Annotated in this window: 17 protein-coding genes, 5 tRNA genes and 2 pseudogenes; 2 read left to right on the top strand and 22 right to left on the bottom strand. The window is 41.1% G+C overall.

Annotated elements, in window-relative coordinates; genetic code table 11:
• Window positions 1-178 precede the first annotated feature (178 nt).
• The 18 genes and pseudogenes from rplL to WCY03_RS02505 all read right to left on the bottom strand — a co-directional run bounded on the left by rplL (window position 179) and on the right by WCY03_RS02505 (window position 10,147).
• The gene (rplL, locus tag WCY03_RS02590; RefSeq protein WP_345993431.1) at window positions 179-553 is read right to left on the bottom strand and encodes a 50S ribosomal protein L7/L12; all 375 of its coding nucleotides are present in this window, start codon (window positions 551-553) and stop codon (window positions 179-181) included.
• Between the two features lie 47 nt (window positions 554-600).
• Window positions 601-1,080 carry a 50S ribosomal protein L10 gene (rplJ, locus tag WCY03_RS02585; RefSeq protein WP_345993430.1) on the bottom strand — a complete coding sequence of 160 codons (480 nt, stop codon included), beginning with the start codon at window positions 1,078-1,080 and terminating at the stop codon, window positions 601-603.
• A gap of 194 nt (window positions 1,081-1,274) precedes the next feature.
• A complete protein-coding gene (gene rplA / locus WCY03_RS02580) occupies window positions 1,275-1,970 on the bottom strand; it encodes a 50S ribosomal protein L1 (RefSeq protein ID WP_345993429.1) in 696 nt (231 codons plus the stop codon).
• 117 nt (window positions 1,971-2,087) lie between these two features.
• A complete protein-coding gene (gene rplK / locus WCY03_RS02575; RefSeq protein WP_345993428.1) occupies window positions 2,088-2,513 on the bottom strand; it encodes a 50S ribosomal protein L11 in 426 nt (141 codons plus the stop codon).
• A gap of 19 nt (window positions 2,514-2,532) precedes the next feature.
• Window positions 2,533-3,063, bottom strand: coding sequence for a transcription termination/antitermination protein NusG (nusG, locus tag WCY03_RS02570; RefSeq protein ID WP_345993427.1), 531 nt, complete (start codon window positions 3,061-3,063; stop codon window positions 2,533-2,535).
• Window positions 3,064-3,072: 9 nt separating this feature from the next.
• Window positions 3,073-3,255, bottom strand: coding sequence for a preprotein translocase subunit SecE (gene secE / locus WCY03_RS02565; RefSeq protein WP_345993426.1), 183 nt, complete (start codon window positions 3,253-3,255; stop codon window positions 3,073-3,075).
• Window positions 3,256-3,323: 68 nt separating this feature from the next.
• A tRNA-Trp gene (locus WCY03_RS02560) sits at window positions 3,324-3,399 on the bottom strand.
• Between the two features lie 40 nt (window positions 3,400-3,439).
• Entirely contained in the window at window positions 3,440-3,592 is a 153-nt protein-coding gene (gene rpmG, locus WCY03_RS02555; RefSeq protein ID WP_345980367.1) for a 50S ribosomal protein L33, read from the bottom strand.
• 53 nt (window positions 3,593-3,645) lie between these two features.
• Complete coding sequence (gene tuf, locus WCY03_RS02550) at window positions 3,646-4,845, bottom strand: elongation factor Tu (RefSeq protein WP_345993425.1); 1,200 nt, start codon at window positions 4,843-4,845, stop codon at window positions 3,646-3,648.
• Window positions 4,846-4,945: 100 nt separating this feature from the next.
• Window positions 4,946-5,020: transfer RNA gene (locus WCY03_RS02545), tRNA-Thr, on the bottom strand.
• A gap of 98 nt (window positions 5,021-5,118) precedes the next feature.
• Window positions 5,119-5,195, bottom strand: a tRNA-Gly gene (locus WCY03_RS02540).
• A gap of 10 nt (window positions 5,196-5,205) precedes the next feature.
• Window positions 5,206-5,290, bottom strand: a tRNA-Tyr gene (locus WCY03_RS02535).
• Window positions 5,291-5,335: 45 nt separating this feature from the next.
• Window positions 5,336-5,412 (bottom strand) — tRNA-Thr (locus WCY03_RS02530).
• A 56-nt stretch (window positions 5,413-5,468) separates the two neighbouring features.
• Window positions 5,469-6,245: an MBL fold metallo-hydrolase gene (locus WCY03_RS02525; RefSeq protein ID WP_345993424.1), complete on the bottom strand. Its 777-nt coding sequence runs from the start codon at window positions 6,243-6,245 to the stop codon at window positions 5,469-5,471.
• Window positions 6,238-6,861 (bottom strand): annotated as a pseudogene (locus WCY03_RS02520) (HD domain-containing phosphohydrolase); the annotation flags it as partial. The gene WCY03_RS02525 and the pseudogene WCY03_RS02520, both read right to left, overlap by 8 nt.
• Window positions 6,862-6,939: 78 nt before the next feature.
• Window positions 6,940-7,248, bottom strand: a pseudogene (locus WCY03_RS02515) (GAF domain-containing protein); the annotation flags it as partial.
• A 116-nt stretch (window positions 7,249-7,364) separates the two neighbouring features.
• Window positions 7,365-9,410 (bottom strand): adenylate/guanylate cyclase domain-containing protein, encoded by a 2,046-nt coding sequence (locus WCY03_RS02510; protein ID WP_345993423.1) that lies wholly within the window; start codon window positions 9,408-9,410, stop codon window positions 7,365-7,367.
• Entirely contained in the window at window positions 9,407-10,147 is a 741-nt protein-coding gene (locus WCY03_RS02505; protein ID WP_345993422.1) for a FecR family protein, read from the bottom strand. Before WCY03_RS02505 ends, WCY03_RS02510 begins: the two co-directional genes overlap by 4 nt.
• 62 nt (window positions 10,148-10,209) lie before the next feature.
• Between WCY03_RS02505 and WCY03_RS02500 the strand changes: the two genes are divergently transcribed.
• Together WCY03_RS02500 and WCY03_RS02495 are read left to right on the top strand one after the other, a co-directional pair.
• Entirely contained in the window at window positions 10,210-10,935 is a 726-nt protein-coding gene (locus tag WCY03_RS02500; protein WP_345993421.1) for a YaaA family protein, read from the top strand.
• A 6-nt stretch (window positions 10,936-10,941) separates the two neighbouring features.
• Complete coding sequence (locus WCY03_RS02495; RefSeq protein ID WP_345993420.1) at window positions 10,942-11,262, top strand: thioredoxin family protein; 321 nt, start codon at window positions 10,942-10,944, stop codon at window positions 11,260-11,262.
• Here WCY03_RS02495 and recQ read toward each other — a convergent pair.
• The 4 genes from recQ to WCY03_RS02475 all read right to left on the bottom strand — a co-directional run bounded on the left by recQ (window position 11,257) and on the right by WCY03_RS02475 (window position 14,947).
• Window positions 11,257-13,020, bottom strand: a complete 1,764-nt coding sequence (recQ, locus tag WCY03_RS02490; protein ID WP_345994057.1) for a DNA helicase RecQ — start codon at window positions 13,018-13,020, stop codon at window positions 11,257-11,259. The genes WCY03_RS02495 and recQ overlap by 6 nt on opposite strands.
• Before the next feature lie 23 nt (window positions 13,021-13,043).
• A complete protein-coding gene (gene trxC / locus WCY03_RS02485; RefSeq protein ID WP_345993419.1) occupies window positions 13,044-13,469 on the bottom strand; it encodes a thioredoxin TrxC in 426 nt (141 codons plus the stop codon).
• Window positions 13,470-13,562: 93 nt separating this feature from the next.
• The gene (locus WCY03_RS02480; protein ID WP_345993418.1) at window positions 13,563-14,318 is read right to left on the bottom strand and encodes an RNA methyltransferase; all 756 of its coding nucleotides are present in this window, start codon (window positions 14,316-14,318) and stop codon (window positions 13,563-13,565) included.
• Window positions 14,315-14,947, bottom strand: a complete 633-nt coding sequence (locus tag WCY03_RS02475; protein WP_345993417.1) for a uroporphyrinogen-III synthase — start codon at window positions 14,945-14,947, stop codon at window positions 14,315-14,317. The genes WCY03_RS02480 and WCY03_RS02475 overlap by 4 nt, the downstream gene beginning before the upstream one ends.
• Window positions 14,948-14,964 lie beyond the last annotated feature (17 nt).

The following is a 14,964-nucleotide window of genomic DNA, read 5'->3' as shown; positions in this document are numbered from 1 at the left end:
TGCATAATCTATAAGCATAGATCATTAATATCGTGTTCAAGCGTCCTTGAACAGAACCATAATTAAGGCTAATATGGATATAAACGACAGAAAGGCACTTTTATAGTATGATGTAAATCATACCACAAAAGTGCCTATTTCTTTTTGAAGGCAGATGCCTTCAAGCAAAGTTAAATGATTATTTAACTTCTACTTTAGCACCAGCTTCTTCTAATTGTTTTTTAGCGTCTTCTGCAGTTTCTTTATCGACACCTTCTTTGATTGTCGAAGGAACGTTTTCAGTTGCATCTTTTGCTTCTTTTAGACCAAGTCCAGTAAGAGCACGTACAACTTTAATTACGTTGATTTTCTTATCACCTGCATCAACGATAACAACGTCGAATTCAGTTTTGTCATCAGCAGCAGCACCTGCATCACCACCGGCAACACCAGCAACAGCAACAGGTTGTGCAGATACACCGAATTTTTCTTCGAACTCTTTAACAAGTTCAGACAACTCTAGTACAGATAATCCAGATATGAATTCTAATACGTCTTCTTTAGTAACAGCCATAATGTTCTCCATTTTTTTATTTTTTTTATAAATTTATAAAAGCTTGATTAAGCTTCCTCTTTTTGTCTTCTAAGCGCATCGAGACCGATCGTGAAATTTGCAATCGGTGCCATCCAAGTAGCCGCAAGCATACCAAGAAGCTCTTCGCGTCCCGGAAGTTTAGCAAATGCGGCAATTTTAGCAGCGTCGGCAGGTTCTTTATCCAAGTACCCGGATTTAACCGTAAACTTATCGTTGGCTTTAGCGAAATCGGATGCGACTTTAGAAGCGGCAATAACATCATCAGACCATACAAAGATATTCGTATCTTTAAGATCAAGACCAGTCATACCCGCTTTTTCAAGAGCGATAGTAGCTAAAGTATTTTTTACAACCTGAACACTCGTGTCTTTTACTTTTGCTGATTTACGTAACTCTTCCAATTCTGAAACAGTCAGCCCTTTATAATCACAAACTACAACCGCAGTAGAATTTTGAAGGGAAGATGCCAGTTTTTCGATCACTTCAGCTTTTTTTGATTTCAACATAGTATTATCTCCTTTCCAGACATAACTTCAAGCGGGGAGGGAAAGGCCTATTAAGCTACTGCACAGCAGATGCCCCCAACTGTCTTTAGTCCAAGTAATTCAGATTTCCGAAACGAAAATCTTTATTTTAGGATAAAGAATATCATAAAATAAAGATCTTACATTTTTAACCGAGAAGATCCCGGTTAAAAAAACTATCTGATATCAGCAAGTTCCATTACATCTAATTTAACTGCCGGACTCATAGTGAGGCTTAATACGCCGTTTTTAATATAACGTCCTTTTGCCGTAGCCGGTTTTTGCTTGTTGATTGCAGCAACAAACGCAGAGATGTTCTCTGCTAGTTTTTCTGCATCAAAACTCACTTTACCGACACCTGCATGGATGTTACCTTTTTTATCAACACGGAATGCAACTTGGCCGCCTTTTACGTTTTTAACTGCTGCTGCTACGTCAGGAGTGACCGTTCCTGTTTTAGGGTTAGGCATCATACCTTTTGGCCCGAGAATACGACCTATCTTACCGACAAGTCCCATACAATCCGGTGCGGCGACAACTACATCAAAGTTGAAGACACCTTCTTGGATTTGTTCAACCAGATCATCCGTTCCTACGATATCTGCACCTGCTGCTTTTGCTTCATCGGCTTTTACCCCTTTTGCAAATACGGCTACACGTACGACTTTACCTGTACCGTGAGGAAGCACTACCGCACCTCTAACCATTTGATCAGCATGTCTTGGGTCTACATTAAGGTTTAATGCGATCTCTACCGTTTCATCGAACTTAGCCGATTTAAGATCTTTAACAGACACCGATGCATCAGCGATCGAATGAACTTTAGTTGTATCTATCTTTTCTTTTAATTGTTTATAACGTTTTCCTGCCATTTGAATATCTCCTAAGATTTCTGCCGCAAATTTAAGATGACTTTAAAGTCATCAGGTCGTGTATTTTATGACAGATCAATGCGGTCGTTGATCTTTAATTACACAGTTTCGTAGATATTAATCTACGATTTCAACACCCATAGAACGTGCCGAACCAGCGATCGTATTGGCCGCCATCTCCACGTCGGTAGTGTTTAGATCTTCCATTTTGGTCTTAACAATTTCCATAAGCTGATCTTTCGTTATTTTGCCGATCTTGTTTTTTAGAGGATTGTCAGTACCTTTTTTGATACCAGCAGCCTTCATGATCAGCTGTGACGCCGGAGGCTGTTTTGTAACAAATGAGAAACTCTTATCGCTGTAGACAGTGATGACTACAGGAACTTTGAATCCCATTTTATCTTTTGTTTTTTCATTGAATGCTTTACAGAATTCCATGATATTGACACCGCGCTGACCCAATGCCGGACCTACTGGAGGTGCAGGATTAGCTGCACCAGCATTGATTTGCAGTTTGATGTAACCAGTGACTTTTTTTGCCATTTTGCTTCCTTTTGTTGATTTAAATTATTTTTTCTACTTGAGTGTACGAAATATCTACAGGCGTAGCACGTCCAAATATAGAAACGTTAAGCTTTAACGTTCCATGCTCTAGATCGTACTCATCCACCGTTCCCGTAAAGTTCGCAAACGGACCGTCGATAATACGTACCATCTCGCCAGAGTCAAAGAATACTTTCGGCTTAGGCGCAGCGCGGTTGTTCGCACGGTCAAGAATAACTTGGATATCACTTTCACTAAGTGGAGTCGGGTGATTTGCTTCACCTACAAAACCTGAAACACGAGGTAAGGATTGAATAAGATGCTGTAATTCGTTGTTTAGATCGATATAGATAAAGACATATCCCGAGTATAAAGATCTCTCGGTTATCTTTTTCTTACCCTCTTTTACTTCAATAACATCTTCTGTCGGGACAAGAAGATCCTTAATGGCTTCTTGCAGACCCTGTTCGACGATTATGTTTTCTATTGCAGCTTTAACACTACGTTCACTTCCAGAGTATGTCTGAATCGAATACCATTGATGTGCCATATATATTCCTTACCCTAATAAAGCTGAAACAGTTGAAGACATGATAAGATCGATCAATGCTAAAAATAGCGATACAAATGTTACAACGATAACAACAGAGATGTAAGCTTGTTTTACCTGCATCTTACTTGGAAAAATAACTTTACTAAGTTCCAGCTTCGCATCTCTGATATAACTATTTAAATTTTTCATCATCAATCCTATCTACGATTACATTTTCGATAAATAAACCTCTAAAGAATCATTTATTGAAAATCTAGTGGCAGGCGAAGAGGGACTCGAACCCCCAACCATCGGATTTGGAATCCGGCGCTCTACCATTGGAGCTATTCGCCTGTAAAACTTATAAGTAGAAGTTCTCTACTTATAGGTTGAATTATAATTTCATCTCTTTATGAACAGTGTGTTCGCGACAAAATTTACAGAATTTACGTACTGAAAATTTCTCAGTATGAGTCTTTTTATTTTTAGTTGTGTGATAGTTACGACGAGTACATTTCTCACAACCTAAGTGAATGTTTTCTCTCATAGTGTTAACCTAATATAAAATTCACTTCCATAAATTTATGGAAGCGACATCAATTACTTGATGATTTTAGAAACAACACCTGCACCAACTGTACGTCCACCTTCACGGATAGCGAAACGAGTTCCCTCTTCCATTGCGATCGGGTTGATTAGTTCTGCAGTAATTTTTACGTTATCCCCTGGCATAACCATCTCAGTACCTTCTGGTAGAGTGATCGCACCTGTAACGTCTGTTGTACGAACGTAGAACTGTGGACGGTAGTTAGAGAAGAATGGAGTATGACGTCCACCTTCGTCTTTACTTAGTACATAGATCTCAGCTTCGAATGTTGTATGTGGAGTGATTGAACCCGGTTTACATAGAACTTGTCCACGCTCAACTTCTTCTTTACCGATACCACGAAGAAGGATACCACAGTTATCTCCTGCTTCACCTTGAGTCATCTCTTTACGGAACATCTCAACACCAGTAACTGTAGTTGTTTGTGTATCACGGATACCAACGATCTCGATTGAATCACCGATCTTAACAACACCACGCTCGATACGACCAGTAACAACCGTACCACGTCCAGAGATAGAGAATACGTCCTCAACCGGCATCAAGAATTCTTTATCAGTTTCACGAACCGGCTCAGGGATGTAAGCATCAACTTCAGCCATAAGTTTAATGATTTTGTCTGACCACTCACCTAAAGTACCAGTTTTAGCTTCTTCAAGAGCTTTAAGTGCTGAACCTGCAACGATTGGAGTATCGTCACCCGGGAACTCGTATTGATCTAGTAGTTCACGAATCTCCATTTCAACTAGTTCAAGAAGTTCTTCATCATCAACCATATCTTCTTTGTTCATGAAAACAACGATGTACGGTACACCGACTTGTTTTGAAAGAAGGATATGTTCACGAGTTTGCGGCATCGGGCCGTCTGCAGCAGAAACAACAAGAATAGCACCGTCCATTTGAGCAGCACCCGTAATCATATTTTTAACGTAGTCAGCGTGACCTGGACAGTCAACGTGCGCATAGTGACGTTTATCTGTTTCATACTCAACGTGTGAAGTAGCGATCGTAATACCACGCTCACGTTCTTCTGGCGCGTTATCGATTGCATCGTAATCCATCAATTTTGCACCATTTGTTACTGCAAGTACTGCTGTGATCGCTGCAGTTAAAGTAGTTTTACCATGATCGACGTGACCAATTGTACCTATGTTTACGTGCGGTTTCGTACGCTCAAACTTTTCTTTTGCCATATTGTCCTCCGACTGTATTTATGAATAGAAATGGAATTATACCCAAAAATTATTCAATTATTGCTTATACAAAAATAAAAATAAAAAATTTATAATTCTCTGGAGCTGATGACGGGATTTGAACCCGTGCCCTCTTCCTTACCAAGGAAGTGCTCTACCCCTGAGCCACACCAGCGTATCTTTTCTACCACTTTATTGTAGTAAAATAATAATAAAAATTATATGATTTTATTTTAAATTTGTTGGGGTGATTTTATCAAAAAATCCAAATAATGGAGCGGGTGAAGGGACTCGAACCCTCGACCCTCAGCTTGGAAGGCTGACGCTCTAGCCAACTGAGCTACGCCCGCACCTAATTAGTGGTGGTGAGACCAGGAGTCGAACCTGGGAACCCATAGGGAGCAGATTTACAGTCTGCCGTCGTTGGCCACTTGACTATCTCACCGATAATTATTTGGATCAATTTTTACTTACAAAATTCAAAATTCAATGGTGCCGGCACGAGGACTTGAACCCCGGGCCTGCTGATTACAAATCAGCTGCTCTAGCCAACTGAGCTATGCCGGCTTTGAATTTGAGCCAGAATTATAGACAAATTATTTTTCAATGTCAAGAGTTTTTTATTAAAAAATAATTTTTCTTCCGTCTTCCAATATTTTGACTTTATAATCACCTTGAAAACGCTCTATTTCCTCTGTCATCTCTTCTAAAAAAAGCGGTTTGATATGGTTAATATATATGTCTATTTTTCTGTTTTTCATCGCTTTTAATTTTTCAAATAATATCTTCGGCGTTAAATGTTTCGAATCGATTGCCAGCTTTTCCATTCTTGAGGGAAAAGAGCACTCGACCACCAGACTTTTTATATCCTCTCTTGAATCTATAATCTCTATAGTGCTGTCAAGGCTGTAGGTATCTGAAGATATGATGACGGAACTTCCTTTTTTCGTGATGATATATCCGCAGCTTGGAACGGTATGGTCCGTTTTATATGCCTCTATATACGTACCGCTTGAAAGTTCATATTTTTTATTGAACTCGATCTCTTCGTATTCCACGCATTTTAGATCGGATCCAAAAAGAGTGATAGACGAGAAATCCGGCCAAATCCTGTCATTTAAAAAATCCTCTTTTACCGCTTGAAGCGTCTGAGGCAGCCCTCGTATCTTTAAGGTCTTTTTTCTTGCCGCGAAATAGCTGTCGAGTATATACGCTATGTCTATGATATGATCAAGATGAGAATGCGAGAGCCAGATAAACTCTATCTCCGCCGATCTCTCCTTTAGCGGGATCAGCAGATTGCCTGCATCCAAAACATTCTTTTCGTCTATATAAAATGCGCTTGTCCCGACATCTTCACCTTTCGTTCCGTATGCTCCGAGTATAGTAATCTCATTCATGATCAAACCTGTCTGCGAATTTTTCTCTTATCAGTAAAAATCTATCTTTATACTGCAAAAAGATATCTATCAATTTTGGCTCAAAGTGTTTTCCCCGCTCCTCTTTAAAAAGCTCGAATATTTTTTCATCTGCCCACGCTTTTTTGTATACCCTGTCGCTGCCAAGCGCATCGAACACGTCCGCTAGAGCCGTTATGCGTCCGTAGATATGTATCTCTTCACCTGCAAGTCTTCTGGGATATCCCGTCCCGTCCCATTTTTCATGATGCTCATATGCAACGATTGCGGCAGCTTTTAACAGGGCTCTGTTGGAAGATTTTAGCATCTCGTATCCAAGTTCGGCATGCGTATCCATGATCTTGCGTTCCTCTTCGTTGAAAGGACCGGGCTTGTTTAAAACGGCATCGGGTATCGCCACCTTTCCTATATCATGCATCGGCGAAGCCTCTTTTAGACGCAAAGCCTCCTCTTCGTTCATGCCGTATAGTACTGCAAGAAGATAGGAATACTCCGCTACACGCTTTACATGGTTTCCAGTCTCTTTGCTTCTTGTCTCACCTATCGCTCCCATAGTAAAAACGACCTCTTTTTGCGTTTGTTCTATCTCCTCCATTAAAAGCGAAGTCGTAACCGTTTCGGCGGCATATGTGGACGCGAGCATGATATAACGCAGATCATCCTTGGTAAAAAGTTTTCCCTCGAGCTTGTTCACGACCTGAAAAGCGCCTATGATCTCGCCTTCTGTATTGTGCATCGGGATGACCAGCAGTGTTTTTGTTTTATAGCCTGTTTGCTTATCTATCTCCGGGTTGAATCTCTCGTCGCTGTACGCATTGTCGATTATCAGTCTTTTATTATTCACTACTGCTTCGCCTACTATCCCCGAATTGATGGGAATCGTTATGTGCTTTAATCCATGCGCCGCTTTTGTCCACAGATGTTTTTTATCCTGTGATACCACCCAGACCGTACATCTATCCGCTCGAACCAATACACGCCCCATGTCGGCAAGAAGCATCAAGATAGCATCGGGAGAGCGCTCCGCGGTGATCTGCGTTATATATGAAAAGATTATCTCGATAAACTCCGATGATTCAACGTTATTGTTCATCCTGCAACCTACTTTGTCGTCATCTTGTGAACACCCCATGGATGTCTCTCTCTAACCAGCGGTAAAAAATACTTCGATACGCTGTCGTCATATTCGCCGATCAGGTTTTCAAAGATTACTATAGCCTCTTCAAACTTAGAGTTTTTATATAAATCAAGGGCTCGGTCATAATCTTTTTTAATATTTACGTTTCTGTCGCTATTTGACATCAGTTCATACAAGAGGACCGCTTCATCTTTTCCCTTCACTTTCACAGGTTCGATAACCCTTGTCAAAAATCCCTCTTTTAATCTTTTTAAAGTAAATTCCGTTATAAGAATATTGACCGCATAGTTTTTGGTTATCCCCTCCACACGCGAGGCCAGATTTACACCGTCTCCTATGACGGTATAGTTAAAGCGCGTATTTGAGCCCATATTTCCGACAACCACCTCATCGGTATTTATTCCTATCCCTATGCGTATCGGATCTATCCCCTCTAAAGAGAGTTCCTTGTTTAGCTTGTCGAGTTCTTCGATCATCTGCAAAGCTGCTCTGCATGAGGCGTTTGCATGATCGGGTACATCAACGGGAGCATTGAAAAATGCCATGACAGCATCGCCTATATACTTATCCAGCATCCCGCCGTTTTGCAGTACCGCATCGGTCATGGGGGTAAAATAGCGGTTGAGAAGTTTGATCAGACTTACCGGATCCATAGATTCGGAAATTGTTGTAAAACCACGGATATCGCTAAAGAGAATGGAAAGCTCTTTTTTCTCTCCGCCAAGAGAAAGCGCTTCGGGATTTTTTATCAGTTTATCCAGCAGATCGGCCGAAAGATAGCTTGAAAAAGCGTTTCGTATAAATCTGCTGCCCTTTTCCTGTATGGTAAATGCCATAACCTCAACGGATACGGTACTGAGTATAAAAGCGACAAGAGGATAGAAGGCATCGCTGTATATGTTGTAAAAAACAAAGATGTATCGTACAAAGAGATAGACGAGCAGATACCCGACGATATCCAAAACAACCCTGTTTACGACTTTTTTTACAAACAGCAGCAAAATAAAAGGCAAAAGCACCATTATGACTATCAAAACCGAAGTTATATAAGGAGGCTCGGTTATAAGATGATGTGATAATAGATTTGACAAAAAGGTATAGTGAAGCAAAGGACCGTAAAGTGCGCCCATAGGAGTTGCTGCGATATCCCCCGCTCCTACTTCCGTTATTCCAAGTATCACTATCTTGTTTTTAAAGTAATCCGGTTTGACCTTCCCTTGAACCAGATCCAAAAAAGAGATTATTTTGTACTGTTTTGGCTGGTAGAAGTTCAACCGAACAAAACCTTTTTCATTGATATTTACCCTGTACTCGCCTATGCTTACATGCCGGGAATCGATCCGTTTGATATCCTTGTTCAAGATCAGTCTGAGTCCCTGCACTGCAAGTGAGGGAAAAAGCATATTGTCAAAATATACCGCAACCGGATAGGAGCGCAAAAGGTGGTCTGACTCTCTAAGGGTAGAAAAGCTGCCGCTCATACTGCAGCTCTGTAAAATAGGCAGAATATTCATCTCTGCATTGTCCGCGGAGATGAACTTAGGGTCACCGAAGGATGCTATTTGTGATTGCAGAAGGTCTAAAGAGGAATCACCGAGTACGTTTTCCTGATCGGGCGTTATCTTTTGAGTTGCATTGTGCCGCAGGAAAAAACCGCACACGCTGCTCTTTAGACCCGATAACGAATCCGCCAATGCTCTGTCTTTTTGTTTTTCGGTCGGTTCTGAAAATATCATATCCATCAAAACGACGTCGGCTTGATTTAATTTTGATATTCCTTTAGCCAAAATCTCCCTGTCCCAAGGCCATCTTCCATACTCATTGACACTTTGCTCATCAACGGCAACAAAAACTATCCTTTTATCGGGACTCTTTTTTTGCAGATCAAAATCGATGTCGTTAAAACGCAAAGAGAAGCTTTCAAACGGCTCGACCTTATAATGGTATAAAGCAAGACTCGTTAAAAGTATCGGAAAGAGTATGAGAAGATAAAGAAGTTTTTGTTTCATCTCATAGAGTTTGCGATATCTTCAAAACGTTTAAACGAAGCGTTTGTATCGTCATTGAACTCGCTTTCTACGACTTTTTTATCGTCAAAAACGACTCTGTTCCCCGAATCGAGTTCAAACTCTTTGACCATCTCCGCCTTCTGTCCCGCCAGCTCTTTTAAATACTGTTCATATGCGGCCTGCTGCTGATTTTTATAGTTTGTGAACTCCTCTTGAACTCTTTTTCTATAAAGCTCGAACTCCTCTTTTATCGAGGCTATGCCTATTTTTCCCTCTTTTAAGGCAACGGACCTGTCTTCATCTTTTGAGTTGACGATAAAGGTCGTTCCCTTAATGCCGATGATGGCAAAAGGGGTCTTGACGCTGAGCGAATTTTTTGCACTTCTTGAGGTTATCTTATAAAAGATAGAACCCTCTTTTTGCTCCACATTCTTTGTATCGGTAAAATGGATGGACGAGGAGTTGTCCAATATCACCGACGAACCGTCTATCAGCTTTAAAAGCGCCGTGGCGGTAGAGGAAGTACTGATCAGATCGCCTTTGGAGATATTCATCCCTTTTTTTGCGTTTTCTTTTTTTATACTGTCCTCTTTTATGATCTTAACGGAGCCTTTAACATTTTCGATAATACCTATACCTTCGATACTGCCTGATGCAATTTTATCCGCGGACATCGCAAAAGAGAGCATCGAACTAAATAATAAGAACATAATTAAACGCATATCGTCATCTCCCATTTTTATACTCTATTATAGCAAGAATATCGATATAATTGCAAAAAACAAATAGAAGGCGGATTTTGCTGGCAATACTATTTTCACCCTCCGAAAACAAAAATAGAGGTGGAGACGAACGAAGAAAAGAACTTTTTTGTTCAGACAAAGCAAGAACAGAGATACTAAACAGTTACAATGAAATAATTTTGCGGCAAAACGAAGAGGAGCTAAAAGAGCTTTTCGGAATAAAAAACCCTAAAGAGTTCGAACAGTATCTTAAAGGATTAGACACGGACTCGCTCATGTACGCCGTTCAGAGATACAGCGGAGTAGCGTACGATTACCTCGATTACGGGTCGCTCGAAACCGACGCGAAAGAGTATCTTAAAAAGAACGTCATCATCTTTTCAAATCTTTACGGACCTATCCTCGGCGGCGACACTATCGCGAACTACAAGGTCAAGCAGGGTAACGATATAGGAAGTATCGCACCCGACAGGTTTTACAAAGATAGATTTTCTTATCAGCTTGATCTTTATCTGGCAGATAAAGAGATCCTCGATCTGCGCGCGGGATACTACGACAAGTTCTACAAACCCAACAAACCCTTTACGACCCTGAAGTTTTTAAAAGAGGGGAAAGTCCTCAGCCACTGGGCAAAAGCGTACCGCGGAATGGTTCTGCGCGAAGCTGCTAAGCACAATGTGATCTCGCTTGAAGAGTTTAACAAACTGAATATCGAAGGCTTGCATGTAAGAGATATCAAAACGCTAAAAAATCAAACGGAAATCACCTACGATATAGTATAATTGCTTATGCAGAATATAGAATCAATCAATAATATCATAAAAGAAAATCCGGCTGTGATGCTTTACTTCAGTGCGCCTACGTGCAATGTATGCCATGCTTTAAAACCAAAGCTTTTAGAAGCCGTAAGCGAGAACTTTGAAACATTTGAGATCGTCAGCATCGATATCTCGACAGATGCGGATATCGCAGCACACTACAGTGTCTTTGCCATCCCTACCGTTTTAGTGTTTTTAGACGGCAGAGAGTTTTTAAGAAAAAGCCGCCATATGAGCGTGGGAGAAGTTATAAACGAGATAAAAAGGCCTTATGAGATCATGTTCTCATAAAGTCCGGCATAACTCCAAAAACTGCTCTCCGTAGCGTTGGTACTTCACCTCTCCGATCCCGTTTACCTCCAGCATCTCCTCTTTTGTCTTAGGAAGCGCTTTGGCCATCTCTTTGAGTGTCTTGTCACCGAATATGATATACGCAGGCTTTTCTTCGGCTTTTGCAATCGCAGCGCGGAGTATCCTAAGCCGCTCAAATACTTCGCTGTCTACATCTTCGTCTTTATGAACGACAAACTCTTTTTTCGGCTTGAGACTCAGTCTCTCCTCTTTGATAAAGACCTTCAACTCGTTTTTGAGTATCTTCATCCCGGCACCATCAAGTACCAAAGCACGAAATTCGCCTCTTTTTAGGGCACTGAGTTCCATCAGTCTTTCCACTACTCTTTCCCAGTAGGCACGCGACTTCTCTTCACCGATCCCATAAACCGAAAGCTGATCATGCCCGTTATCCAGTATCTTTTGCAAAGTACTGCCGCGAAGGACATCGATGACGTACGCCTGTCCGAATGTCTGGTTTGTTCTGTATATGGCAGAGAGCAGTTTTTGAGCATCTACCGTGATGTCTGAGTGTTTAGTCTCGGGGGCGATGCAGTTGTCGCAGACATCTTTGCAATTCTCTATATCATCTTCAAAATAGGCCGCTATGTAGTGGTGGCGGCACTCCTCCATCGTTGCATACCTCGACATCTGCTCTATTTTGTTAAAGGCATTTCGTTTATACGGCGATTCTTCGAGCTGCTCGATGAACTCGCGCTGCATCACGACATCGCTTCCGCTGTAAAGCAAGAACACTTCGCTTTTTAGTCCGTCACGACCTGCACGCCCGATCTCCTGATAATAGTTTTCTATCGTCTTTGGCAGGTTCATATGCACCACAAAACGGATATTGCTCTTATCTATCCCCATGCCAAAAGCGATGGTCGCCACGACGACTTGTATCTCATCATGCACAAAGGCTTTATAGGTATCTTCCTTGACATGGGTCGGAAGCCCTGCGTGAAACGCTTTTGCCTTTATGCCGTTCGTATGTAAAAAGACCGCCAAGGCTTCCGTCTGTTTACGTGAAAACGCATAAACGATCCCGCTTTCGTTTTTAAAACTGGACAAAAATTCGAGCAGCTGTTTCTTCCCGTCTTTTATGCGCGATTCTACGGTGATATGAAGATTTTCTCTAAATATCTTTCCGTGCACTTCGACGGGTTTGTGAAGCATAAGCGCATGTTTGATATCTTCTGCCACTTTAGAAGTAGCCGTTGCGGTAAATGCTGCTATGGAAGTTGTAGGAAAATTCTCACGCAAAAGATCGAGTTTTCTGTAATCGGCACGAAACTCATGCCCCCATTCACTGACGCAGTGCGCTTCGTCTATGACAAAGAAATTTATCTTTATAGATTTCAAAAAGTTTACAAATTCAAAAGATGCAAAACGTTCGGGCGCCACGTAAAGCAGTTTTATCTCTGCATTTATGAGCCGCTCTCGAACGTTTTGTATCTCCTCTTCATTTTGCATAGAAGAGATCATCTCTGCTTTTATGCCGTTTGTTTTTAATGCTCTCACCTGATCGTACATAAGTGCCAAAAGAGGAGAAACGACAATGGTAACACCATCCATCATAAGCGAAGGAAGCTGATAGCATAAAGATTTTCCACCGCCCGTAGGCATAATCATCAACAGATCTTTTTGCTGCAGTATCGCATCTATCGCCTTCTCTTGAAGCGGACGGAAAGAACCGTAGCCAAAATATGACTCTAATATCTCCTGTTTGATATTTTTGACCTTTAAGAGCTAAATTGCGAAGCCAGGCTCATAAGGCTTCTTTCATCTAAAGCACCCGATACTCTGTGCACCTCTTTACCGCCTTTGAATATTATCAGCGTCGGTATACTTCTTATGCCAAATCTTGCTCCGAGCAGTTGTTCGGTCTCGGTATTTACTTTGGCAAAGAACATTTTTAAAGGAAACTTTTCTGCAACTTTTTCAAAAGTCGGTGCCATCATCTTGCAAGGTCCGCACCAAGGAGCCCAGAAATCTACGATTACCGGAATATCGCTGTTTACGACAGCTTCATCAAAAGTGGTCGCTCTCAGACTTGCGGGTTTTGAATCAAGCAAAGAGCCCTTGCATTTTCCGCAGTTTGCTTTTTTATACGACTCTTTTGCAGGGACATTATTGACTGCCAAACAGTGTGGACATACTACTCTCATCATTACTCCTTTTACATGAATTATAACGCTAAAACCTGCCTCTTTTAAGGCTGAATAATTTTGATATTTTTTATCACTTACTAAAATTATATATTATCTTGGTAAAAAACTGATCAATGCTGCCGTCACAGCCACGTTTAACGACTCCACTCCTCTGTTCATCGGAATCTTTACGGAGTTGTTGCAAAGAGAACGTACCTCTTTGCTTACCCCCTCGTTCTCGTTTCCAAGAACAAAAATTGCCTTACTGCTTATATGTAAGCTCTTAAGCTCATCTTTTGCGTAAGAACTAAGAGCAAATATATCACACCCGTTTTTAATTCTTTGCAAAACATCTTCCAAGGCATTGCAATAATAGATAGGTATCTTAAAAAGCGTCCCTGCACTTGCTTTTATGACAAGCGGAGATATTTTTGCACTGTTTTTTTTCGGTAGAATGATTCCATCAATATTACCCGCAGCTGCACTTCTTATGATCATGCCGAGATTTTGGGGATTTTGTACTCCGTCAAGCGCTAAGAGTCTATAACTTTTCATACTTGCTATCTCATCGGCACTTTTATAGGTATCTGCAATGATATCGGCCGCCACTCCCTGATCCTGCTTCGCATTTTTAGAGATACGCGAAAGAGTGTTCTTGTCATGATAAACTATCTCAACATCTCTTTTTTCGGCAAGCTTAAGTATAGTACTTATCACGCCGTCCGGTTTATTTGAAGTTGAAAGGTGCAGTTTATGGATAGCTACGTTCTCATCTTGCAGCACTTCTGCCACCACGTTTCTGCCGTAAACGGTTATGACTCTTTCAAAAAACGCTTTTTTCTCCAGATACTCTTTTGAATCTTTCACTCTTTTGCCTTTTGGATACAGCTTTGCATCGTCGGAACATCCGCTATTTTATAGTTTACATGGTAGGGCATTGCCTTTGCCGTCGTTTTACCGATAACGACTATATTATGTGTATCTTTGAACATATGATGTTTCAAAAAACAGTTCACGCTCGAAGGAGAAGTGAAGATGAGTGTGGCGTTTTCTTCCACTTTCGTATGCAGGATATCATGCGAACATGAGGTCTCATACATCACGGCTTCATCTATACTGCACCCTTTTTCTCTACATACAGAAGCAAAATCCGAAGCGACCTCTTTTGCACGCAGATACAGCCATCTCTTCTCTTTCGGGTATGAACAGATGATCTCCACCAGATTTTCTCCGTATCCGCTGCCGTATTTCAAAATGTTTCCGCCTTCGTTTTTAACAGCTTTTGCCGTTACATTCGAAACGGCCAAGACATCGAGCTTTTTCCACTCTTCGTTATATGTTTCAAGTGCTTGCAGAACCTGCTTTGAGGTGATGATAAGATAATCATACTTTTTAAAATCTATTTCGGGCGTAAAGTAGCTTACATGCAAAGAGTTTACATGCGTAGCGCCGTCATGGGAAGTAAGAGAGAAAAGGTAGATGGGTCTTTGCTTCATAAAATAACTTTACTGTA

This window comes from Sulfurimonas sp. HSL-1716 (assembly GCF_039645975.1).
Classification (GTDB): Bacteria; Campylobacterota; Campylobacteria; order Campylobacterales; family Sulfurimonadaceae; genus Hydrocurvibacter; species Hydrocurvibacter sulfurireducens.
The sequence above is the reverse complement of the archived record's forward strand: the minus strand, read 5'-3'. Positions and strand labels throughout refer to the sequence as shown.